This window comes from Enterococcus pernyi (assembly GCF_045371165.1).
Classification (GTDB): domain Bacteria; phylum Bacillota; class Bacilli; order Lactobacillales; family Enterococcaceae; genus Enterococcus_B; species Enterococcus_B pernyi.
In genome coordinates, this window is record NZ_JBIQDM010000001.1 from 139,397 (window position 1) to 164,339 (window position 24,943).

At 38.0% G+C, this 24,943-nt stretch carries 19 protein-coding genes; 17 read left to right on the top strand and 2 right to left on the bottom strand.

Features of this window, described 5'->3' with window-relative positions:
- Positions 1-356: 356 nt before the first annotated feature.
- The 8 genes from ACH0AK_RS00760 to ACH0AK_RS00795 all read left to right on the top strand — a co-directional run bounded on the left by ACH0AK_RS00760 (position 357) and on the right by ACH0AK_RS00795 (position 9,470).
- Positions 357-1,361 carry an ABC transporter ATP-binding protein gene (locus ACH0AK_RS00760; RefSeq protein ID WP_010734437.1) on the top strand — a complete coding sequence of 335 codons (1,005 nt, stop codon included), beginning with the start codon at positions 357-359 and terminating at the stop codon, positions 1,359-1,361.
- On the top strand, positions 1,362-2,306 hold the full coding sequence (locus ACH0AK_RS00765) for an ABC transporter ATP-binding protein (protein WP_010734436.1): 945 nt from the start codon (positions 1,362-1,364) through the stop codon (positions 2,304-2,306). It begins immediately after the preceding gene.
- Entirely contained in the window at positions 2,306-3,268 is a 963-nt protein-coding gene (opp4B, locus tag ACH0AK_RS00770) for an oligopeptide ABC transporter permease (RefSeq protein ID WP_010734435.1), read from the top strand. The genes ACH0AK_RS00765 and opp4B overlap by 1 nt, the downstream gene beginning before the upstream one ends.
- 28 nt (positions 3,269-3,296) lie before the next feature.
- Positions 3,297-4,211: an ABC transporter permease gene (locus ACH0AK_RS00775; RefSeq protein ID WP_010734434.1), complete on the top strand. Its 915-nt coding sequence runs from the start codon at positions 3,297-3,299 to the stop codon at positions 4,209-4,211.
- A gap of 25 nt (positions 4,212-4,236) precedes the next feature.
- Positions 4,237-6,018, top strand: coding sequence for an oligopeptide ABC transporter substrate-binding protein (locus ACH0AK_RS00780; protein WP_499796686.1), 1,782 nt, complete (start codon positions 4,237-4,239; stop codon positions 6,016-6,018).
- Positions 6,019-6,324: 306 nt separating this feature from the next.
- Complete coding sequence (locus tag ACH0AK_RS00785; protein ID WP_010734432.1) at positions 6,325-6,708, top strand: hypothetical protein; 384 nt, start codon at positions 6,325-6,327, stop codon at positions 6,706-6,708.
- 208 nt (positions 6,709-6,916) lie between these two features.
- A complete protein-coding gene (locus ACH0AK_RS00790) occupies positions 6,917-8,851 on the top strand; it encodes a DUF1430 domain-containing protein (RefSeq protein ID WP_309296178.1) in 1,935 nt (644 codons plus the stop codon).
- A complete protein-coding gene (locus ACH0AK_RS00795; protein ID WP_023518910.1) occupies positions 8,844-9,470 on the top strand; it encodes an ATP-binding cassette domain-containing protein in 627 nt (208 codons plus the stop codon). Before ACH0AK_RS00790 ends, ACH0AK_RS00795 begins: the two co-directional genes overlap by 8 nt.
- Before the next feature lie 608 nt (positions 9,471-10,078).
- On the opposite strand, the gene ACH0AK_RS00800 is transcribed toward ACH0AK_RS00795, so the two are convergent.
- Positions 10,079-10,753 carry a hypothetical protein gene (locus tag ACH0AK_RS00800; protein WP_023518912.1) on the bottom strand — a complete coding sequence of 225 codons (675 nt, stop codon included), beginning with the start codon at positions 10,751-10,753 and terminating at the stop codon, positions 10,079-10,081.
- A 432-nt stretch (positions 10,754-11,185) separates the two neighbouring features.
- Here ACH0AK_RS00800 and ACH0AK_RS00805 point away from each other — a divergent pair, with 432 nt between their 5' ends.
- From ACH0AK_RS00805 to gshAB, 6 genes are all read left to right on the top strand, one after another.
- On the top strand, positions 11,186-12,040 hold the full coding sequence (locus tag ACH0AK_RS00805) for an Rgg family transcriptional regulator (protein WP_153829980.1): 855 nt from the start codon (positions 11,186-11,188) through the stop codon (positions 12,038-12,040).
- A gap of 462 nt (positions 12,041-12,502) precedes the next feature.
- Positions 12,503-13,195, top strand: coding sequence for a ribonuclease III (rnc, locus tag ACH0AK_RS00810; protein ID WP_010734427.1), 693 nt, complete (start codon positions 12,503-12,505; stop codon positions 13,193-13,195).
- Between the two features lie 12 nt (positions 13,196-13,207).
- Entirely contained in the window at positions 13,208-16,789 is a 3,582-nt protein-coding gene (gene smc / locus ACH0AK_RS00815; RefSeq protein ID WP_226075898.1) for a chromosome segregation protein SMC, read from the top strand.
- 8 nt (positions 16,790-16,797) lie between these two features.
- Positions 16,798-17,607 carry a Cof-type HAD-IIB family hydrolase gene (locus ACH0AK_RS00820; RefSeq protein ID WP_010734425.1) on the top strand — a complete coding sequence of 270 codons (810 nt, stop codon included), beginning with the start codon at positions 16,798-16,800 and terminating at the stop codon, positions 17,605-17,607.
- A gap of 12 nt (positions 17,608-17,619) precedes the next feature.
- Positions 17,620-18,618 (top strand): signal recognition particle-docking protein FtsY, encoded by a 999-nt coding sequence (gene ftsY / locus ACH0AK_RS00825; RefSeq protein WP_010734424.1) that lies wholly within the window; start codon positions 17,620-17,622, stop codon positions 18,616-18,618.
- A gap of 399 nt (positions 18,619-19,017) precedes the next feature.
- Entirely contained in the window at positions 19,018-21,303 is a 2,286-nt protein-coding gene (gene gshAB, locus ACH0AK_RS00830) for a bifunctional glutamate--cysteine ligase GshA/glutathione synthetase GshB (protein WP_438846358.1), read from the top strand.
- Between the two features lie 142 nt (positions 21,304-21,445).
- On the opposite strand, the gene ACH0AK_RS00835 is transcribed toward gshAB, so the two are convergent.
- Complete coding sequence (locus ACH0AK_RS00835; RefSeq protein ID WP_023518915.1) at positions 21,446-21,886, bottom strand: YueI family protein; 441 nt, start codon at positions 21,884-21,886, stop codon at positions 21,446-21,448.
- Positions 21,887-22,269: 383 nt separating this feature from the next.
- Here ACH0AK_RS00835 and ACH0AK_RS00840 point away from each other — a divergent pair, with 383 nt between their 5' ends.
- Genes ACH0AK_RS00840 through ACH0AK_RS00850 form a run of 3 tightly spaced genes read left to right on the top strand, consistent with a single transcriptional unit; the run spans position 22,270 to position 24,924 of the window.
- Positions 22,270-23,220 (top strand): ABC transporter permease, encoded by a 951-nt coding sequence (locus ACH0AK_RS00840; protein WP_153829978.1) that lies wholly within the window; start codon positions 22,270-22,272, stop codon positions 23,218-23,220.
- Positions 23,213-24,172 (top strand): iron chelate uptake ABC transporter family permease subunit, encoded by a 960-nt coding sequence (locus tag ACH0AK_RS00845; RefSeq protein ID WP_499796687.1) that lies wholly within the window; start codon positions 23,213-23,215, stop codon positions 24,170-24,172. The genes ACH0AK_RS00840 and ACH0AK_RS00845 overlap by 8 nt, the downstream gene beginning before the upstream one ends.
- Positions 24,169-24,924, top strand: coding sequence for an iron ABC transporter ATP-binding protein (locus ACH0AK_RS00850; RefSeq protein ID WP_023518917.1), 756 nt, complete (start codon positions 24,169-24,171; stop codon positions 24,922-24,924). The genes ACH0AK_RS00845 and ACH0AK_RS00850 overlap by 4 nt, the downstream gene beginning before the upstream one ends.
- Positions 24,925-24,943 lie beyond the last annotated feature (19 nt).

The window sequence follows — 24,943 nt, forward strand, 5'->3', positions numbered from 1 at the left end:
AAATAGGACACCTCTTAGGTTAAAACTGTTTTTTATATAAAAAGTGATTTTTGCAGATTTTTATAATGATTCTTAATTTATAAAAATAGTAGGATAAAGAGAAGGTTAGCCACATACCTCATTTTTTTTTAATCTTCTTTAGGAGCTGACATAGCTACGTAAGATTTTTCAGACAATTCTGGCAACAGTGTGAAATAATCTTGCAATATAAAACGGTTTTCTATATAATTATTAATAATTAATTACACACTCCTTAGAATGCTACTTATTTAATTTTTTTTGCTAAGTTGTTATTCAGTGTAGGATTATTTTTTTTATTAAAAACTTCCATCGAGGGAGCAGAGAGGGGTATTCGATTGTCAGATAACCAATTATTAGATGTTCAGAACCTACACACAGGCTTCCGTCTAAAAGATGAATACTACGATGCAGTAGACGACGTTTCTTTTACTTTAGATAAAAACGAGATCTTAGCCATCGTTGGTGAGTCTGGTTGCGGGAAAAGTACGTTAGCTACAACGATTATGGGATTATTAGATCCTAACAATACAAAGATCACAGGGGAGATCATGTACAATGATTTAAATTTAATTGAATTAAATGAAACATTGTATAACAAGATCCGCGGAAATGATATTGGGATGATTTTTCAAGATCCATTATCTGCACTAAACCCTTTGATGAGAATTGAAGACCAAATCAAAGAAGGTTTGTCTTACCATACAAAAATGACTGCTGAGCAAAGACAAGCACGTGCATTAGAATTACTAGAACAAGTAGGGATTCCGAATCCTGCACGAGTTGGACGTCAGTATCCTCATGAGTTGTCAGGTGGGATGAGACAGCGGGTGATCATCGCGATTGCGATTGCATGTAAGCCACCGATCATTATCGCGGATGAACCAACGACTGCCTTGGACGTAACGATCCAAGCACAGATCCTTGACTTACTGAAAGATTTACAAGAAGAAACTAAAACTGGGATCATCTTGATCACACATGATTTAGGTGTCGTAGCTGAAATGGCGGATCGTGTTGCTGTGATGTATGGTGGACAATTTGTTGAAGTTGCAGGAGTCAAAGAGTTATTTGAAAATCCAAAACACCCATATACACAATCATTGCTAAATTCGATTCCACAAGAAGGAAATCACGAGGCAGAGTTACATGTGATTGAAGGCGTAGTCCCTTCATTAAAAAATATGCCACGAACAGGTTGCCGATTTGCGCCACGGATTCCTTGGATCCCAGCAAGCGCTCACGAAGAAAATCCAGTCTTGCATGAAATCGCACCGAATCATATGGTACGTTGCTCATGTTATAAACATTTCCACTTTAGAGACGAAAAAGGAGAGGTGTAGATGTCAGAATTAATTACAATCAAAGATTTGAAAGTTCACTATCCTATTCGCAGTGGGTTTTTCAACCGAGTAACAGACCATGTCTATGCAGTAGACGGTGTCGATTTTATTATTGAAAAAGGAAAAACATACGGACTAGTTGGAGAATCAGGTTCTGGGAAGTCCACAACCGGAAAAGCGGTTGTCGGCCTAGAAAAAGTGACTTCTGGCCAAATCATGTATGAAGGAAAAGACGTCACGAAAAGAAGTAACCGCAAAAAAATCGGCTACAACAAAGACGTCCAAATGATCTTTCAAGATTCAATGTCTAGTTTAAATCCTAAAAAACGAGTACTGGACATTATCGCTGAGCCGATCCGTAACTTTGAACGCTTGAGCGATCAGGAAGAAAAGAAAAAAGTCAAAGGCTTATTGGACATCGTTGGGATGCCAGAAGATGCGTTATACAAATATCCTCATGAATTTTCTGGTGGACAAAGACAGCGTTTAGGGGTTGCCCGAGCAGTAGCAACGAATCCTAAATTGATTGTTGCTGATGAACCTGTATCTGCCCTAGACTTATCTGTTCAGGCACAAGTATTGAACTTTATGAAACGCATCCAACAAGAATTTGGTTTGAGCTATTTATTCATCTCTCATGACTTGGGTGTCGTAAAACACATGTGTGACAACATCGCGATCATGTACAAAGGTCGATTTGTTGAAATCGGTACACGAGAAGATATCTATAATGATCCGCGCCACATCTATACAAAACGCTTACTATCTGCGATTCCACGAATTGATGTAGACAATCGGGAAATACAAAAACAAAACCGACGAAATGTTGAACGTGAGTATATCGAACATCAAAAAGATTACTACGATACAGCAGGGCGAGTGTATGATTTACGTACACTAACCACTACACACAAAGTAGCGTTGAAAGATGGAGGTGCTAGCTAATGTGGAAAACGATTCTACGAAGAGTTCTTTTGATGATCCCACAAGTGATCATTCTTAGTGTGTTGATCTTTATGCTAGCGCAAGCCATGCCTGGAGATCCGTTTACAGGATTGATCAACCCAAACCAAGATCCAGCTGTGATCGAGCAGATGCGTCAGGCAGCGGGCTTGAATGATCCTTGGTATGAACAATATTTCCGTTGGGTCGGAAATGCCTTACAAGGTGATTTTGGACAAAGTTTCTTGTATAAGCGTTCGGTTTCCTCTTTGATTGGAGAACGAATCGTCAATACTTTATATTTATCTATTTTAACTGTTATTATTACGTACTTGATTGCTGTACCACTAGGTATGTTAGCTGGTCGATACCAAAATTCGATTTTGGACAAAGCTGTTGTTATTTATAACTTCTTCAGTTTTGCTGTTCCATTATTCATTTTCGGATTGATCATGTTGTTTGTTTTTGGCTATCGTTTAGGTTGGTTCCCAACAAGTGGTTCTCAGACTTTAGGTTTCCAGGGAGGATTTTTCGCTCAATGGATGGATCGATTGCAATACATTTTATTACCATCGATCACACAGGCCTTTTTAGCCACAGCAGTAACGATCCAGTATTTACGAAGTGAAGTCATTGATTCGAAATCCTTAGACTTTGTACGTACAGCTCGTTCCAAAGGGGTGCCGACAAACAAAGTATTCAGTCGTCACATTTTCCGTAATGCAGCATTGCCGATGGCATCTCAAATGGGGTATGAAATCACTTCATTGATTGCTGGTTCTGTCGTTATCGAAAAAATCTTTGGTTATCCTGGTGTCGGAAAATTGTTTATTGACTCAATCGGTCAACGTGATTATACCGTAATCACAGCCTTAGTCTTGATTTTAGGAATCGCAACGCTCGTCGGAACACTGCTGTCAGATATTATCATGAGCATTGTTGATCCGCGTATACGAATCCAATAAAAAAATCAAACAGAAGGGAGAATCGATCATGAGTGATAAAAACAAAGAAGTTGCGCAAGAAAGTATCCCACCAATGGGTATACGAATGATTGCACGAGAATTCAAAAAAGATAAAGTAGCCATTTTTTCACTGGCTTTGTTAGTTGTTTTACTATTAGTTATTTTTATCGGGGCGATCTTTATTGACCAAGATAAAGTAATGTTTGTTAGTATTTTTGATAAGTATGCTGAACCTGGCGCCATCTCTTCTCAAGGATCAAAATTCCTTTTAGGAGCAGATGAAGGTGGACGTGATGTCTTCGGTCAATTGATCATCGGAGCAAGAAACTCTGTGATGATCGGTTTTGCGATTACGATCATTACGTCGATCATCGGAGTAGGACTTGGAATTCTTTCAGGGTTTTATGGTGGGATCATTGATAACGTATTGATGCGTATTGTTGATTTTATTATGATTTTACCGATCATGTTGATCATTATCGTGTTTGTTTCGATCATTTCGCGCTATAACGTTTGGTCATTTATTTTTATCATGAGTGCATTTTATTGGGTTGCTAAAGCCCGATTATTCAGAAGTAAGACGTTATCAGAAGCTAGACGTGATTATGTCAGTGCTTCAAAAACGATGGGAACAAGTGATTTCAAAATCATGTTCCGTGAAATCATGCCAAATCTTAGTTCATTGATCATCACCAACTTAACAATGAACTTTGCGGCAAATATTGGGATCGAGACCACTTTGACTTTCTTAGGCTTTGGATTGCCAGCTAATGTACCTAGTTTAGGAACATTGATCGGTTATGCAAGTAATGGTGAAGTTTTAGTGAATCGACAATGGATTTGGTTACCCGCGTCAATTCTAATTTTAGTGTTGATGTTGAGTATAAACTACGTTGGACAAGCATTTAAGCGCTCTGCAGATGCGCGACAACGTTTAGGATAAGAGAAGTGAAGGGGGAAAATAGGATATGAAGAAAACGATTTTTGGATTTGTCACACTGCTATCTGTGGGAGCATTAGCAGCGTGTGGAAATGGCGGCGGAACTAGCTCGTCAGGTAATAATTCAGCAGATAATGGGGATAAAAGTGAATTGACTTTCCCATTAGCTACAACGAATAATGATGAAGCAATCGAAGATGGACAGCTAGATGTGGCAGTAGCAACAGATAGTCAGTTCAAAGGATTATTCCAATGGGAATTTTATCAAGATGCCTTTGATGCAGCGTTTATGGCGCCTTCACATGAACCATTGTTTACAAATGATGATAACTTCACGATTACAAACGATGGAGCAGCCTCATTAGAATTAGATGAAGATGCAAAAACAGCAACAATCACACTTAAAGACAACGTAAAATGGTCTGATGGTGTCGATGTCACAGCAGATGATGTTATTTTCCCTTATGAAATCATCGGAAACTCTGAATACACTGGTATCCGTTACGATGATACATTCCGTAACATCGTTGGTATGGAAGAATATAACAGCGGTAGTGCAGATACGATTTCTGGAATTACAAAAGTAGATGATAAAACTGTTAAAATCGAATATAAAGAAATGAACCCAAGCATGCTTCAAGCAGGTGGTGGAATTTGGACATATGCAGCACCAAAACACACACTTGAAGGAATTGCTATCAAAGACATGGAATCAAGTGATCAAGTTCGTAAGAACCCTGTGACATTTGGTCCTTACTATATGAGTAACATCGTTGCTGGTGAATCAGTAGAATTCTTACCAAATGAATACTACTGGAATGGTACGCCACAATTGAAGAAAATCACAATGAAATCATTACCAACAGCAAGTGCAACAGAAGCATTAACTTCAAAATTATATGACATGATTTTCCAAATGCCAACAGATACGTATGACACATACAAAGATATCGCTGGTTATACGAATCTAGGACGTCAGCAAACTTCATACACTTACTTAGGTTTCAAACTAGGTAAATGGGATGCTGAAAGTGGAAGTGTAGAATATGATCCAAACTCAAAAATGGCTGACAAAGCATTACGTCAAGCAATGGGCTATGCTTTAGACAATGCGGCAGTAGGTGAACGTTTCTATGCTGGTTTAAGAAGCAATGCAACTTCATTGATTCCACCAGTATTTGAAAGTTTCCACGATGCAGATCTAAAAGGCTTCACTCAAGATCTTGATAAAGCCAACAAATTATTGGATGATGCAGGATATAAAGATGTTGATGGCGATGGTATCCGTGAAGACAAAGATGGTAACAAGTTGACAATCAACTTTGCGTCAATGGCAGGTGGCGAAACAGCACAACCATTAGCAGATTACTACGTACAACAATGGAAAGAGATTGGTTTAGATGTTCAATATACAACAGGTCGTCTGATCGAATTCAACTCATTCTATGATCGTTTGGAAAATGATGATCCAGAAATCGATATCTACCAAGCAGCTTGGAGTACAGGAACAGATCCAAATCCAAGTGGACTATGGGGTGCAAATGCAGCGTTCAACTACACTCGTTTTGAGTCAGAAGAAAACACAAAATTGATCAATGATATCAATTCAAGTGCAGCATTTGATGCAGATTACCAAAAAGAAGCTTACAAAAAATGGCAAGAATACGCATTTGAAGAAGCTTTTGCTATTCCAACATTGTTCCGTAACGAAGTATTACCAGTAAACGACCGCGTCAAAGATTGGAACTGGGCATATGATGCTGTCAATCCATGGGCTGTTGTATCTGTAACTTCCGATTCACGTTCATAATCAACAAATGATAAAACCGAATCAGTTCGAGATAGGATTCTCCTATTCTCGGCTGGCTCGGTTTTTTTTAATAAGTAGGTCTGTGAAAGTTTTGTCACCATCAATCATTAATACATAACGAATAAACTATGGATGTTTTTTAATTAGGGAAAAAAAGGAAATGTTTGTTTTTAAGCATGAAAAATATATAATAAATATGAAAATAAATAAATTTAAAGAGAGTAGAGGGTATGTTTCATATATATACTTACTTTATCGACATTTTGAAATACTAAATCAAAAATAAAACATACAAAGGAGAATTTTATGAAAAACAAAAAATTAGTTGTTAGTGTTATTGGAACTGTTGCTGCTATAGGAGTATTTGTCTCAATCGATCAAGTAAGTGCGTCAGAAATGAATGAACCTTTGATTATATCAAGCTATGCAAATATATTTGATATGGATATTGTGCAAGAACAAGCAGTAATGATTCAGCCGAAAATCACAATGGATACATTTTATGGCGGAGTAACCGGTATTCCTGGATTTGGTACAGTATGGGGAGAATTTACGCCATCTAGTAGAAGAGTCACAGTTCAGGCGAAGGGAACAAAAACTGTTAATGTCACAGGAGGACCTAGAGTAGAAGTAAGAGCAGAAGCTCCACGTGCATTTACGGGAAATACCTCTGGATGGTGGTGGGCATAGAGATTTAAGAACCTAAGACAAATTTTTTATACAGTATTACCCGAGCTATATAGAGATTACTGCTACGGTCAGGTTGTTACTAGAAGTCAACAATCTCTTCAGTGATATCTCAAATACAGTTCGGGTATTTAAATATTTGAAAACATATTTTAGGTCCTTTTTTTCTTTCATTATGAAAAAAATCTATCGAGGGTTATTTATAGTTACAGTGTTAAGTTTCCTTTATGCCATTTCTTTTATCGGAAATGAAGGAATCAAGAGTGCTATCCCAAATGCTCATTCGGGCATTGTGATTGAAGAAGTGAGTGGGACGATTGAGGAAATCAATCAAAAAATTTCTGCTTATGCAAAAAAACATCAAATTGCTATACATAAACTGGTTTTTAGAATTGGCGCTTCTGGTGAGACGACAAAGGAAATTTATACCTTTGACAAGGTGGAACGTTCGGAATACTTTTTTCCACCTATAAAATCGGATGTTGCCACCTATTTTTATGATTACACAGAGATGCAACATCAAGATGCGCTGGGTACTTATATTGTAACAGAAGCCCCTCCATCTGGAATGATTGCTGATTTTCATGATCAAGGAATCAAATTGGAGATTGAGGAGATAAAATGGTTCCAGTTATTGACAGCGGGTTTATTAATGAGTATTGGACAACTCTTCTTTATTCTATTTTTCTTTGTGATCTTAGCTTTACTGTTTTACAAAGCTTCTCTTCGTAAGAAAATTGGTGTGATTGAGATGTTAGGACATCGTTGGCTGATAGTGTCCTTCAAGGATAGTTTCATTGATAGTGCGATTTTTACTCTCTTGATGGTTGCTTTTTCTTGGTGGTTTCCACAATTACAGTTTCTTTATCGACCGATTTTTTTGGGGGGGCATTTAATGATTTGGGTTCTTCAATTATTTACGAGTGGGATTATTTTTTCGTTCGGTACGATTTCAGATAAAATAAAAGGAAGGAAACCTTACCGATTATTATTTAGTTTGAACCTTTTATTAAAGATCATCATCTTCACGTTTGTTACGGTGCAAGCCAGTACATTATCAAATAAAGTAATGGAGACGCGTGAACTTGAACAACAGCTCTCCCAATGGACAAGAATTCCTGACTATTATCAGTTAGCATTTAGTAGAGACACAAGTCTACTTGTAGACCCGGCAAAAAGTAAAGACGTGCGAAAGAAAGCACAAGCGTTGATCAATTCACGGTTACTTCCCTTGTTGGAAAAATCAGAACAGTCAGGTGGGATTTTTCTAAGAGACAATGAACTTGGTCATAGTAGTCCGACACTAAATTATATTGAAAATGACGCTTTTTGGTTAAGTAATCATCATGCCGTACAAGAATTGGCTATCAAGGATGCTGAAGGTCAATCGATACACTCATTAGATGATTCTTTTTTCTATCTGCTCATCCCTGAAAATAAGCGAATGTATACAGAAATGATCATTCAAGAAGCAGAGAATGAACTTGATTTTTATCAAAATTCTTTTGAGTACGAGACGAAAGCATATGAGGGGGAATTAAAAGTTCTCTATACGCAAGCAAACCAAGTCCTTTTTAACTATAACTTCCAACCCTATGAAAAAAATTTTTCTTCCAATCCAATTATCGTTTCCATGTCATTGCCATTGATCCAACCAAATATTGAAATATGGATACAGGATATTTCAAATGGGACTTACTTGTTTCGAGACCCTCAACTTGTCCAAGCATTTATTAAAGAAAATCATATGGAACATGATTTTTATGGATTGATTGCTGTAAAAGAAAGCATCAATCAATCTCTTATGGGTGTGAAACGTGAATATTATACAACCCTTAGTATTTTGTTCTTGATCCTTATTGGTTTTGTTTTTATTCAAGTTTATTTGAGTTTACTGTATGTGGAAATGAATAAGAAAAAACTGTTTCTCAAATATATTGCTGGTTGGGCTCTGCTACAGAGGCATCACAGATATTATAAAATAATATTAACCATTTCTACCGTTGTTGCGTTGATCTTACTACTCATCAATCATGCTTGGTGGCAGATTTTAATTCTATTACTATTATTTGAATTATGTATACTTTTATTCACTACGTATTTATCAGAAAAAAGAAAACGTCTGGAGGTGATCAAATATGATTGAAGCCAAAGAAATCACTAAAAAGTACAAAGGAAAAGTGATTTTTGAAAACGTATCTTTACATGTAGAGACTGGTTCAATAACTGTGATTACTGGAAGCAGTGGTGTAGGGAAAACGACGTTACTGAATTGCTTAGGACAACTGGAGCCCATAGATTCTGGTGAAATATGGATAGACAATCAATTCCTTCACCGTAAAAGTAAAAAACGTTTCTTTCGTGAGTATGCAGGATTTTTATTTCAGAACTTTGCATTGATCGATAATGAAACGGTCAAGCAAAATTTACAGTTAGTAGTAAAAAAAGAGGAAAAAATGATTGCTGCGCTCCGCAAGTTCCAAATGGAAGATTCATTGCACCAAAAAGTATTTCGTTTAAGCGGTGGTGAGCAACAACGAGTAGCTTTAGCTCGCTTGTTTTTGCAAATCCCTAAAATCGTTTTTGCAGATGAGCCCACTGCCTCTTTGGATAAAGGAAATCGGCAACTTGTGATCGAAGCATTGAAAGAATTGAATGAGCAAGGAGTGACGATCGTCTTAGTCACCCATGATTTAGATTTGGCAGAACAACTAGGTGGGCAAGTTGATATGAATGAACTGATAAATAGAAGGAAGTTAGTGTAGGTATAAGCATATAATGAATTGCGATACAGCCAATAAAAATCAAGGGAAAATATTAACGATCGTCTTTTTACACTTGTTTAGTGAGGAAGGATTTCCTGAGTTTCGCTCGATTTCCATCACATATTGTAAAGCTAACTTAGAGAACTTCTTCTCGGAGATTAACCAGCGAATGACTTAATGGCATAAGCTGAATTGTAAAAAAATAGGATTCAAAATTAGGGAAAGATAGTCCAATTAAGTATCGATTAACGGATAAATTTTACAAGTATTCATAATAAAATACGACGATCTCACTCTGATAGAAAAAGAGATGAGATCGTCGCTTAAGTTTCTATTGATCTTTTGAGAGGGAGTGGTTTAGTATTGTACTGTTTAAAAAATTTTGTGTCATAGTTTATCTGTTCTCTAAGGTTGTGCTACTTTAGCTAAGATAAATAGTAGCTAAAAATGATTCTTTTCTTTTATTGTTTTTATTGCTTCAATCAACTCAGTCTCGATTTTACTTTTTGAGCGTAGCAAGCCAATTATTTCATTTAACTGTGCAACGATTTTTATTATACCGACAAAAACAACAACAAAAGTAAAACTAGATATTGAAAAAATTGTAATCACCAGCTTGCATTATATTTTGACGACCATAATTCGTCAGTTAACGTCACTCGAACGGTTCCGGCATTTCCGTGACTAGACACAAGACCACGGGCGCTCGCCGTTTTTCTAACTAATTCACCTGCAATTAAGTTACAAATAGCAACAATCACTGCACCAGCAACTGTAATTCCACATGTAACAGCAAGAGCATCTAATATGGCACTATACAATACACTACCTCCAGCTCCCATGACAAGTCTATCATAGAAATTATAGACAGACGTTTTACCAGTGCTAGTATTATAGTACATATTCCAGCCACCATTTTGCAGTTTGCCACCTACGCCTGCTACTGCACGAGAACTATAACTAGCACCATCAAACTCTTTCAGCAAATCATTGATGTTGTTCTTTACATCTTTGACTGTCATATTCATTACTTTCTTTTCAAAAGCAGTAGCAACGCTATTTTGAGTTGATGGTGTATTAGGTAGAGAACTAGAATATCTTAACTGTGCATCGTTCATTAATTCAGCAATTGTTTTGTCTTCAAATTTTTTTACTTGGACCACTTTTTGATTCTCACTATCTGATGCGTAAACAACAGAACTTAGTGAAGGAACTAATGGTGTTGCTAATGTTACTATTGCTATAGAGGTAGTTAAGAGCACTTGGAATTTGTTTATTTTCATACTATTCGACCTTCCATTATATGTAATTTTTTGATATTACGGATAGATTTTGAAAAAATTTTGTTCAACTGCTACAAATTGACAACTTCCCAACCAAATAATATCATTAAAGATGAAATCATTTTTCCTCCTATTTATAGTAGATTTAAAGCTTTTATCTTCCGATTATTGTAGGGAAACTTTACGAACCTTTGTTCTTTTTATTAATGTTTTCTCAAGTAATGTTCCTTATTTGGATTAGGTCAATTTCTAGTTTATCAAGATATGTGATTACCAAATAAATATGATTATCAGTGTTATAGATTAGATGCTTACTGCGTTATTATTTAGTGTATTACTAAATGTGATAATGTATCTTAGTTGTATAATAAGGTTATTTGATAGTTTGTACCAAAGTTAGTCAAAAATAAGTAGAAAATTTGGTGATTTTATATGGAACATGGGGAATTGATTAAAAAATTAAGAACCGATAGAAAAATAACGCGAAGAGATTTGAGCGAAGGGGTACATTCGATAAGCGCATTACAGCGGTTTGAAAATGATACCGCTAGAATTGACATAGATACCATTTGGCAATACTTGGAAAGAATGAATATCCAAATAGATGACTACTATTTGGAGTATTATAACTATCAATTAAGTAAAAAAGAGCACTTACGAAAAAAATTTAGGAGTGCAATTATTTCTGAGTATCATGCAAAAGAGTATCTAGACAACTTACAAGAAGAATATAAAAAAAGTAACGACATTTTTTTTCTGTATCTAATTGTTCAAATAAAAGCAGTTGCTGAAAAATTACCAAATTATAAACTTGGTAAGATAGATGAAAATGAATCAAAAAAAATTTTGGATTATTTGAGCAGGATAGAGGAGTGGGGATATTTCGAATTAGCAATGTATACTAATTGTTTAGGACTCTTTAAAAAGGAATACCGATTATTTCAATATAAGGATGTGCTCAATCAGTTTAGGAAATTTAAAGGTATACCTAAATATCAACATGCATTAATAAAATTTATTATAAATTCAATCATTTTAGAATTTTCTGATAAAAATTACGATAGAATTTTGGATTTGTTAGGAATTTTGTATGATGAAACAAAGGACTCAGATTACTTAAAAGGAAGAATTTATTGGAAATTTTTTTTCCGATTGTATCAGTCTGTCGTTGGGGATTTGGAATTTGATGGCTCGATAGCTATTGAGATGCTAAGGCTGCTTGGATATGAAGAAGAGGCAGTAAACTTTTTGGATATTGAAAGAACAATCTTGGACGATCATACATAAATTAGTTTGTCGAGTTAACAAGATGCATTAATCAGATCAGATATACTTTCACACCTATAAAATCTGATGTTGTTCCTTATTTTTTAAGATTACATAGAAATGAAAAAGAACAAGATTTGTTCAGTGCTTATATTGTAATGAAAGTACTCCTATTAAAATATTTGGACATTGTTTAAATATACGTGTGCTAAATTATACTGACTGAATAATCGCTGATTCCAACTACAATTAATATAACTTTAAACAGGCATTTTCTGTTTTTTGGAAAGTGCTTTTTTTGTTCTTTGATAAGTAATTAGCTGGATTTAGGAACATTACAAGGTTTAGTATACTTTTATGAAAAAGAATCTTCAACAAGGTTTATAAAGCTTTTCATACCTTTTGTCTCAACCATTTCATATTTTATAAAAAACCAGTATAATAAGGAAGTATTGAAAAAATAGCCATAAAGGAATGTGGGAAATGGACAATCAGCTAACAAAAGAATTGAAAGAAAAGTATAGCATCGTTTTTCACGATTTAAACTTACTTGAACAAGCTTTTACCCATTCATCCTATGTGAATGAGCATCGCAATTTGCAACTATCCGACAACGAACGTCTTGAGTTTTTAGGAGATGCTGTATTAGAGTTGATGGTTTCTGAATATCTGTATCGTTTGTATCCAGATATCCCAGAAGGAAAATTGACCAAAACTCGTGCAGCTATCGTACGTGAAGATAGTTTGTCCAAATTTGCCAAGGAATGTCGTTTTGATCAGTACATCCTGTTAGGAAAAGGTGAGGAGAACTCAGGCGGACGAACCCGTCCAGCGCTTCTTTGTGATCTGTTTGAAGCCTTTTTAGGAGCGTTGTACCTTGATCAAGGATTTGACGCAGCACATGCGTTTATTGAAACGGTGATTTTTCCGAAGGTGCGTGCCGGTGCTTTTTCCCATGAGATGGATCATAAAACAAGATTACAAGAAGTATTGCAAAAAGCTGGAGACGTGTTGATTGAATATCGTTTGATCAATGAAGAAGGTCCAGCACACGAACGTATTTTTTGGATCGAAGTATACGTGGATGATCGGTTGATTGGAACTGGACAAGGAAAATCGAAAAAACTAGCAGAACAAGCTGCTGCTGAGAATGCTTTAGCAGCACTAAGTAAGTGAGGGAAAGACTTCGTGTATTTAAAACGCATTGAAATAGCCGGCTTTAAATCATTTGCAGATAAAACAATCATTGAGTTTGAAAATAGTGTCACAGCGGTCGTTGGACCAAACGGTAGCGGAAAAAGTAATATTACTGAGGCTATCCGTTGGGTACTAGGAGAACAGTCTGCAAAAAGCCTTCGTGGTGGGAAAATGCCGGATATTATTTTTGCCGGTTCTGATTCCCGTAAACAATTGAATGTCGCTGAAGTAACCGTCGTATTAGACAACTCTGATCATTACTTGCCACTAGAGTATAGTGAGATCAGTGTAACACGTCGTTACCGTCGGACAGGTGAAAGCGACTTTTTCATCAATAAACAACCTTGTCGTTTGAAAGACATCCAAGAATTATTTATGGATTCTGGCTTAGGGAAAGAATCATTTTCGATCATCTCTCAAGGAAAAGTCGAAGCGATTTTTAGTAGTAAGCCAGAAGACCGACGAGGGATTTTTGAAGAAGCAGCTGGAGTCTTGAAATACAAACAGCGCAAGAAAAAGGCGGAGCAAAAGCTTTTTGAAACAGAGGATAATCTAAGCCGTGTCCAAGATATCATCTATGAACTTGAAGAGCAATTAACTCCTTTGGCCGCCCAGAGTGAGGCTGCGAAGGAGTTTTTACGATTAAAAGAAACATTGACTAACACAGATATCTCTTTGATGATTGCTGAAATCAAAGCGGCAAAAAAAGAGTGGGATGAACGACAACTACAATTAGATCAGTTCAACCAATCACTAACATCCTTAACGACACAGATCCAAACAAAGGAACAGTTATTAGCCGACAAACGCAAACAAAATAACCAGGCCGACCGTATGATCGAAAAAAATCAACAAACGTTATTAGCGTTGTCAGAAAAATTAAAGCAAACAGAAGGACAAAAAGAAGTATTACTTGAGCGAACGAAGCATACCCAAAAGAGCTCAAAAGAATACCAAGCTTCTTTAACTGAAGTGCAAGAAAAAGTGGCTCATTTTGAAGAATTACAAGCGACTTTGACCCAAGAAGTCAGTCAAAAAGAAGCAGAGATCCAACAGGCTGAAAAAGCACTGATGAGTACGCAACAAGAATTGGAAAAATACCAAAAATCAACCAAAGAATTGTTGGCAGAATTACGCGATCAGTATGTCGATCTGATGCAAGAACAAGCAACTGTCGGCAATGAATTGAAGTACTTGGAGCGTCAATATGTTCAAGAGACATCTAAAAGTCAGCAAACACTAGCCAAACAATCGGAAGTGGAAGCGAATGTTGCGGAAATGTCCGCCAAGCAAATCGAGTTGACAGAGCGACATGAAAAGCTACAGCAAGCATTGAATGAGGTCAAAGCGTCACTTGAAGTTGTGCAAACAAAAGGAAAACAAGCACAAGAGCGCTTGGCAAAAGAACAGCCCAAAATGTATCAACTGATGAACCAAGTCCAACAATTACGGGCACGTCAGAAAAGTTTACAAGAAATCCAAGAAAATTACTTTGGCTTCTATCAAGGTGTTCGTTTGATCTTGCAACAAAAGCAACGCCTCTCTGGGATCGTTGGTGCGGTTGCTGAATTGATCGATGTTCCAGCTGATTATACATTGGCAATCGAAACAGCTTTGGGTGGTTCAGCGCAACATGTCATTGTTGAAAATGAAGGCGATGCACGTCAAGCGATCACTTATTTGAAACAACAAAAAGGCGGACGAGCAACGTTTCTACCATTAACGACAATCAAACCTCGTCAATTACCTGCACATATTTTTGCACAAGCGCAAACAGTTGACGGGTTTATCGGGATCGCTAGCGAACAAGTGACTTATCCCGAACAGATCCAGACAATCGTTCACAATCTATTAGGGACGATTCTATTAGCAAAAGACTTAGCAAGTGCCAATGCCATTGCCCAACAGATTCGTTACCAGTATCGTGTGGTCTCACTAGAAGGTGATGTCATGAATGCCGGTGGTTCAATGACTGGTGGGGCGACGAAGCGAGGCAATCAAGGAAGTTTATTTGCACAAAATCAAGAATTAAAACAATTGACGAGTGAGTTTCAACAAGCGGATCAGGAGTTGCAAAGTCAAGAAAAGAAAGTCCAAGCATTGCAACAAGAAGTCACGGTTTTGGCAGAAGAACAAGAACTTCTGCGGACACAAGGGGAACAGTTACGCTTTGAAGAACAAGAAGTAGCAAATCAACGACAAAATGTGGCCAACGAACTCACTCGTTTTGAAAAAGAACAGCAAATCTCAAGTTATGAAACGCGTGAACTGCAACAATTCATGGAGAATTACCAAAAACAACAGGCAGAGCTTTTGGCAAAACAGCAAGAACTAGAAGTACAACGCCAAGAGATCGATGCTGAAATCAGTTCATTGAGTCAAGAAAGTGACAAGATGGAAGAACGTCGCGCGCAGATCCAGGAAAAACAAGCACAGGAGCAAGCCTCATTAGCCGTATTGAAAGAGCAATACAATCACTTACAGATCCAACTACGTGGCGCACGCGTACAAAAAAATGAGGCATTAGCCAAACAAGAAGGACTAGAACAACAACTGCATGCATTGACTGCGGACTTCTCTGATCACGAACTGACAGAAGAAAGTTTAGATCAACGAATTGCTGATTTAGCGACAGAAAGAGATCGCTTAAAAGCTTCTCTAGAAGACGCCAAACAGTCACGTGAAGAAATGCAAACGACTATCGATGCGTTGGATGCCGACCTATTAGCTGAAAACCGTAAACAAAAAGAACTTTTGACAGAGCAGTCACAGTTAGAGGTCCAAAAGAATCGTGCGGAAATGATTTTGGACAATCATCTGAATTACCTGCAAACGGAGTATCAGATGAATTATGAAAAAGCCTGTGAATTTTATGAAGAAACAACGGATGTAGCGAACAGCCGGGTAGAAGTTGCTTCGTTGAAACAACAAATCGATCGTTTAGGCCCAGTAAATCTAAACGCCATTGAGCAGTATGAGCAAGTGAATGAACGTCATACCTTTTTGGCTGCGCAACGGGATGACTTATTATCGGCTAAGGATCAATTATTTGAAACAATGGATGAAATGGATGATGAGGTACGGACTCGTTTCAAAGAAGTTTTTGAAGCAATCCGCCAAGAATTCAAAATCGTTTTCCCAAATATGTTTGGTGGCGGTCGCGCAGAGCTTGTGTTGACTGATCCGACTGATTTGTTGCAGACAGGGATTGAAATCGAAGTTCAGCCTCCAGGTAAAAAACTACAAAGTTTAAGTTTACTTTCAGGAGGAGAACGTGCATTGACTGCGATTGCGTTGCTCTTTTCGATTATTCGTGTCTGCCCTGTACCGTTTTGTATCCTTGATGAGGTCGAAGCTGCGCTAGATGAAGCCAATGTCAAACGCTTTGGTCGCTATCTCAGCGAGTTCCAAGACGATATACAGTTTATTGTAGTGACGCATCGTAAAGGGACGATGGTTGCTGCGAATGTCTTATACGGTGTGACCATGCAAGAGTCTGGGGTTTCAAAAATCGTCTCTGTCCGTATGGAAGACATCAATGAAGAAGGAAGAATGAGTGAAACGAAAGTGTAGGGGACGAAATGATCAAATTAATCGCTATCGATTTAGACGGAACACTATTGAACGAAGAAAAGAAAATCTCATCTGAGAATAAACAAGCTTTGGCTCAAGCAAAAGCACAAGGGGTAAAAATCGTTTTATGCACGGGGCGTCCGTTAGCAGCGATGGCTCACTATTTACAAGAATTAGGTTTAGTCGAAGAAGGCGATTATAGCATTACCTTCAACGGTGGCTTAGTCCAGAAAAATGATACTGGTGAAATCATCGAGAAAAAAGCGATGTCTGTGTCTGATATCCATCGTCTTTATGCGTTGGCACAAGAACTAGACTTACCGTTAGACGTCTTATCAGATAATGTCGTCTTGCAATTACCTAGTGCGCCTCAAAAGCAATCGATGTACAATGTATTAAACAACTTATTGCAATTCCAACCAGCAGTACTAGCTGATATCACAGATGAGTTTGTGTTGAACAAAGCAGTCATTGCCTATGAGCAAGAAGAACTAGATGCAAAAATCAAGGAGATTCCAAGCGCTTATTATGAGTCGTATGAAATTATCAAAACGCGCAATGTTTTATTAGAATTTATGCCAAAAGGTGTCACTAAGGCATATGGTATTTCTTTATTAGCAAAAGATTTAGGACTTGAACGTAGTGAGATCATGGCAATCGGAGATGAGGAAAATGATCTACCGATGATCGAATACGCAGGACTTGGTGTAGCCATGGAAAATGCGGTGCCTTTTGTCAAAGAAGCCGCTGATCATGTCACGGCAAGTAACATCGAACATGGGGTAGCAAAAGCGATCCAACAATTTGTTTTAGTGTAAAGGAGGTATACTATGGGATTTTTTGATAAGATCAAACGAGCCTTTACTGGTGAAGAAGCACCAGAAGAAGTAGAAGTACAAGAGAAATATGATAAGGGTCTAGAAAAGACCCGTAAAACGTTCGGTGAACGAATGAATGAACTGTTTGCGAATTTCCGTACGGTCGATGAAGATTTCTTCGAAGAATTGGAAGAAACATTGATCGGTGCAGATGTCGGCTTTGAAACAGCCATCAAGATCACTGAAGCGTTACGCCAAGAAGTGAAGCTAAGAAATGCCAAGAAACCAGCTGAGATCCAAAATGCGATCATCGAAAAATTAGTTGAGCTTTATGAGCAAGAAGGCATCGATGAAGTCAATACATTGAACCTCCAAGAAGAAGGATTGACAGTGATCCTCTTTGTTGGTGTCAATGGTGTAGGAAAGACGACGAGTATCGGTAAATTAGCACATCAATACAAAACGGAAGGCAAAAAGGTATTGTTAGCCGCAGCAGATACCTTCCGTGCGGGTGCGATCGATCAGTTAGTCGTTTGGGGAGAACGTGCAGAAGTTGAAGTGGTTCGAGGCAAAGCTGGTGGCGATCCTGCGGCAGTCGTTTACGATGCCATCGAAAAAGCCAAAGAACAACAAGCAGATATTTTACTTGTTGATACAGCTGGACGTCTGCAAAACAAAGTCAATTTGATGAACGAATTAGAGAAGATCAAACGTGTGATCCAACGAGAATTACCAGAAGCACCACATGAGATCTTACTTGTGTTAGATGCGACGACAGGGCAAAATGCCATGGTCCAAGCGAAACAGTTCAAAGAAACCTCTGATGTGACAGGGCTAGTTTTAACAAAATTAGACGGTACAGCTAAAGGTGGAATCGTCTTAGCCATTCGTAATGAATTGCACCTGCCGGTCAAACTTGTTGGTTTGGGTGAAGGCATCGATGATTTAGAAGCTTTTGATCCAAATGACTTTGTCATCGGTCTATTTAAAGGCTTATTGAAAGAAGAATAAACAGTATATGAGCATAAGTTCATCTAAAGAGCTTGTAACAAAGGTGTTCAACTTCAAGAAATAAAAAAGAAGCCACGGGAATCGTTCTTTAAATTTCCGTGGTTTTCCCTTTATTTTTGAAGAGGTTCCATTTGTTTCAGGCTCTTTTTTCTCCTTCCAATGGACTAGCGATATTCAAGGAACAATATTTCGAGTATAAACCAAAAATGAACCAGCGATTTTTTTGACTGTGTCCTGTCTGGCTATGTGCTATCTTATTGTTCAGTTTGGAGTCATTTTCCTACAATATCAGCTGTTTTTTTAAAAAAACACTCCTTTTTTCTCATTTTCAAACAATTTCATTCTTTTTCTTGGCGGTTTTTACTATAATGAAACATATGAATTGGAGGACATTTAACCATGAACTATAAAGAATTATTACTGCATCCTCGTTCACTACCATTCATTAGTCAAGCCCGTTTTGGGGTTGAACGTGAAGGGCAACGTGTGAACTTCTCTGGAAAGTTGGCAACAACCGATCATCCTGAGGTTTTTGGGGATCGTACGTATCATCCATACATCCAGACAGATTTTAGTGAAACTCAAGTCGAATTGATTACTCCGGTCACGGATTCTATCAACGAACTTTTTAAATACTTGGAAGCAATCTACGACGTTGCTTCACGCTCAATGGCAGATGATGAAATGATCTGGCCTTTAAGTATGCCTCCGGCTTTACCTGAAAAAGACGAAGAGATCATGATTGCGAAGCTTTCTAATTTTGAAGATGTCTTGTATCGTCGTTATTTAGCAAAGGAATATGGCAAACGCAAGCAAATGGTCAGTGGCATCCATTTCAACTTTGAGTTTGGTGATGATCTTTTACAATCCTTGTTTGTACAACAAACAGAGTTTACCGACTTTGCAGCATTTAAAACAGAATTATATTTTAAAACAGCACAGAACTTCTTGCGTTATCGTTGGTTGATCACTTATTTGTTTGGGGCGTCACCTCTAAGTGAAGATCACTATTTTGTCGGCAAGCCAGCACCAGCAGAACCGGTACGCAGTATTCGTAATAGTTCCTATGGTTATACGAACCATCCGAATGTCAAAGTATCCTATGCGTCAATGCAACAATATTTAACCGATATTGAAAAAATGGTGGAAGAAGGCAAGTTATCCGAAGAAAAAGAATTCTATGCACCGATCCGTTTTCGTGGTGGAAAACGTGTAGCTGATTTAGCAAAATCAGGTATTCGCTATATTGAACTGAGAAATATTGATTTAAATCCTTACGCACGTGTAGGGATCAGTCAATCACAAGTTCAGTTTTTACAATCGTTCTTAATGTATATGCTATGGATGGAACATGACGTAGCAGTCGATGCATGGGTCGAAGAAGGCGAGCAGCGAAATGAACACGTGTCGTTAGAAAACCCTATGGATCAAACTGCTTTTTATGATGAAGGAATGCTGCTTCTTCAAGGCATGAAAGAGATGCTTGTAGCTTTAGGACAATCCGAATGCCTACCATTGATCGATGACATGATCGCACAATTGGATGAACCACGTGAAACATTGGCAGGCAAGATTTATCAGCAAGCACAACAAACAAGCCAGCATGACTTTGCTTATACTTTAGGAAAACAGTATGAAGAAGAAAGTCATGAACGTTCGTATCAATTAGCGGGATTTCGTGACATGGAGCTGTCGACACAGATTCTGATGTTTGATGCGATCCAAAAGGGCATCGAAGTAAAGGTCATAGATGAATCAGATCAATTTTTACGTCTACAGCATCAAGAGCATATCGAATATGTAAAAAATGCCAATATGACAAGTAAAGACAGCTACATTGTGCCATTGATCATGGAAAATAAAACAGTCACTAAAAAAGTGCTAAAAGAGGCCGGATTCCGTGTACCTGAAGGAGCCGAATTTACTTCAATCGAAGAGGCTTTGAACGCTTATCCACGATTTGCAGAACAAGCCTTTGTTATTAAACCTAAATCGACCAATTATGGGTTAGGGATCACGATCTTCAAAGAAGGAGCATCTTTAGAAGATTACCAGGCTGGTTTAGCAATCGCTTTTCGTGAAGATACTTCTATACTGGTTGAAGCATTCATGCCTGGAACAGAATATCGCTTCTTTGTGATCGATGGGCAAGTAAAAGCGATCTTACTTCGTGTTCCTGCCAATGTTGTGGGTGACGGAAAACGGACGGTGGAAGAACTTGTCGCTGAAAAAAACCTAGATCCATTAAGAGGCAGTCACCATCGTGCACCATTGGAATTGATCCAGTTAGGTGAACTTGAGCAGTTGATGTTAAAAGAGCAAGGACTAACCATCCATTCTGTACCTGAAAAAGATCAAATCGTGTATTTACGCGAAAATTCCAATATCAGCACAGGTGGCGATTCAATCGACGTAACAGATGAATTTTCAGACGCGTATAAACAAATTGCCCAACAAGCAGTGGAAGCCCTAGGAGCGAAAATCAGCGGCATCGATTTGATCATTCCTGATAAAGATATCGATCCTCAAACAGATGACCAAGCCTATGGCATCATTGAAGCAAACTTCAATCCAGCGATGCACATGCACGTTTACCCATTTGCTGGCCAAGGCAGAAGACTGACAATGAATGTCTTAGAGCTGTTGTATCCTGAAGTGATCAACAGACAAGAAGAGACTAAATAAATCATGAACCTGTAGGACAAAAAAATCATCCACATCACTAGATTTATCTAGTTTGTGAATGATTTTTTGTTTTGCCACAGGTACATACGAACGCTGACAAATTTTGATTAGAAACTCAAAGAATCGAGTGAACTTTTAGAAATTATTTGAATAATCGGTCCCAAAAGCTTTTTTTCTTTGGTTGTTCTTCTTCTTGTTTCGTTGGATATTTTTCTTCTACGTCAATAACGGGCTCATTCACCGCTTCTTTGGCCGCAATCAGTAGACCAATACTTTGCGGATCTTCAGAAACATGATCGTTTACAACCGTGAATTTCGTTTGATTTTTCGTTGCCAATTGGATGTATTGATTCTGGATATCCAGGGGTAAGGTCCCGTTTATCAGAATAAATGCTTCTGGTCGTTTCTCTAGTTCTTGTAGGAACTTTTCTTTATTTGTCGGCTCATTCATTTCAGCAACGGTCATACTGAGGTAGCAACGTTCACGAAAGGTACCTAGGTATTTATGCTGTTCTTCTGGGTTGACCAAGGGCGTGCCATACATTCCTTTGTCCAAATGATTTTTCAATTCATCTGATGCCATCCAATTTCCTCCTTTGTTGTTTTAAGTCATTATAACATAGAGGTTGTGACAGAAGCATTTTGACCTGATCAGTAAGCTAGAAAATTGAAAAATAGTTTTTCATATTTTGTCATTTTCTAGCTTAGTGTTGAAGGTTAGCTTTTGGATCACCGTGTAACCAGGTTGTGAGAAAGTCGTTTAGCTCCAAGCATTAAGGCAGAAATTGAGAAATAGCTTCCCACATTTTTAAGGTCAGAAACAAAAATGAATTTTATTTTTGTATCGTACACGTATTCTAAAATTTATAGGGATTGCTCTTATTTCATTAAAAAACGGTTGCTTTTGTTCAATGCTTCACTTAGAATAAGAATGAGAATCATTCTCAGTTAGCGAGGTAAAGGGAAATGCGCGTGGGTCGCTTGATGGTTTTGTTAGTTATTTTAAGTATATGTTCGCTATTTATTGGCGTGTCTCGAGTGGAATTCATGGAGATTATCCGATTTGAAGGACAGAGTATGCAATTGTTGTTGGCGACACGTTTTCCGCGAACGATCTGTTTAGTACTGGTAGGGGCAACGAGTAGTATTTGTGGGTTGATCATGCAACATCTGACTCAAAATAAATTTGTTTCACCAACGACAGCTGGCACGATGGATAGTGCGAGATTGGGTATCTTAGTGGTGATGCTCTTTTTACCGAATGCTTCTTTGTGGATTCGTTCAGCAACTGCATTTTTATTTGCGTTTGCAGGTACGCTCTTATTTTTATCTTTTGCACGATTTTTTCCACAAAAAAATCAGCTGATGTTACCATTGATCGGCGTGATGCTAGGAAATATTATCGGCTCTGCTGCAACATTTTTCGCCTATCAGTTTCAGTTAGTACAAAATATGTCTTCATGGCTACAAGGAAATTTTGCAACAGTCATACGGGGAAATTATGAATTATTGTATGTAACGATTCCTTTATTACTTATCTTATCTTTTTTTGCCTATCAATTTACGATCGTAGGCTTAGGTGAATCGTTCGCAGTGAATTTAGGGATGAATTATCGCAACATGCAACTACTAGGGATTGGCCTTGTTTCTTTAGCCAGTGCGATCACTTTGATCATGGTTGGGACGATTCCTTTCTTGGGAGTGATCATTCCAAATATCACAGCAAAGCTCTATGGGGATCAGGTACATAAAACGTTAGGAATTACCGCCATTTTTGGTAGTATCTTTTTGCTTATCTGTGACATGATCGCTCGTCTTGTGATTTTTCCTTATGAAATCCCAGTCAGCGTCATCGTAGGGATCATCGGTGGTTTGATTTTCCTTTACTTGTTAGTAAGGGGGCGCAAACATGGGTAAAAAGATCACTGGTCTATTTTTTATTTTGTCTCTACTCGTGATTGGCGTGACAATCGGCTATTTGACTATCAACACGTATGGAAATTGGGCTTTTGCATGGGCCTTACGAAGCAAAAAAATCATGGCGTTCATTTTAGTGGCACTCGCGACAAGCAGTGCGACCGTTAGTTTCCAAACGATTACCCAAAATCAATTTTTGACACCTTCTGTGTTAGGACTCGATTCCCTCTATGTACTTGTTCAAACCCTCCTCTTTTTCTTGATTGGTGGGGTGACGATGCTTCAGCAAACAGGCACAGCCTTTTTCTTAGTCAACGTGGCATTGATGGTTGGCTTAAGCCAGTTATTGTTTTTCTTTTTATTACGAAAAGAAGCCCCTAACTTATTCTTATTATTGATGACGGGGATGATTTTAGGGACACTTTTCAATAGTATCAGTACGTTTTTACAAGTGGTGATGGACCCGAATGAATATGATTTGTTGCAAGGGAAGTTATTTGCTAGTTTCGGTAATGTCCAGACCGCCTACCTCCTACCTGCTGCATTGTTGATTGGCTGTTGTTGGGTGTTCCTTTTTTATAAAAGACATTTTCTGGATGTCTTTCATCTAGGGAAGGATCAAGTAACGAACCTTGGGATTGAGACAGAGCGTTTTCAATTTTCTATTCTTTGTTGTGTCAGCTTGTTGACAGGAACAGCCACTGCTTTGGTGGGACCAATCACCTTTCTTGGATTTATTGTCGCAAACGTCAGCTATCGTTTGTTTGCAACGTATCGTCATGGTGTTTTGCTACTAGGAAGTTTTTTGATTGCTTTCTTGTTTTTGACTGGGGGACAATTGATCGTTGAGCAAGTGTTTGGGTGGAACACGACGGTCAGTGTGGTTGTAGAGTTCACAGGGGGTATTTACTTTATTACAAAATTGATTCGAGAAAGGAAGGAACTGGGATGATCAATTTGAATAGTGTCGAGAAGTCTTACCAAGGAAAAACGGTCGTCGAGGCCTTGCAATTGGAAATCTCGGATCAACAATTGACAGCCTTCATCGGTCCAAACGGCGCAGGAAAGTCAACCGTTCTTTCTATGATCAGTCGTTTGATTCCTAAAGATGCAGGTGAGATCTACTTGGATCACAATGAAGTAAAAGCTTGGAAGTCCAAAGAGATGGCAAAAAAACTAGCTATTTTGAAACAATCTAATGAGATCAGTATGAAAATCACAGTCGAGGAGCTTGTATCGTTCGGGCGTTTTCCTTATTCGAAAGGAAAGCTGACAACGAAAGACCATCAGATCATCGAAGAATCACTCCAGCATCTAGGGTTGGAAGAACTGAAGGACCAAACGATCGACACGCTTTCTGGGGGTCAGTTGCAACGAGCGTATATTGCGATGGTTCTTGCGCAAGATACTGATTACATTTTGCTGGATGAACCACTCAATAATCTCGATATGAATTTTGCGGTACAAATCATGCAAATTTTAAAGCGCCTTGTACAAGAATTAGGAAAAACGATCATCATTGTGTTACACGATATCAACTTTGCAGCGAGTTACGCAGATGAAATCGTCGCAATGAAACAAGGGAAGTTATTTAGACAAGGCAAAACGAACGATATTATTAAAAAAGAAGTACTAGATCAATTATACGAAATGGACATTCGAATCTGTGAAATCGAAGGACGCAGATTTTGTCTTTATTTCTAAAAACTACGAAGGAGCGTCA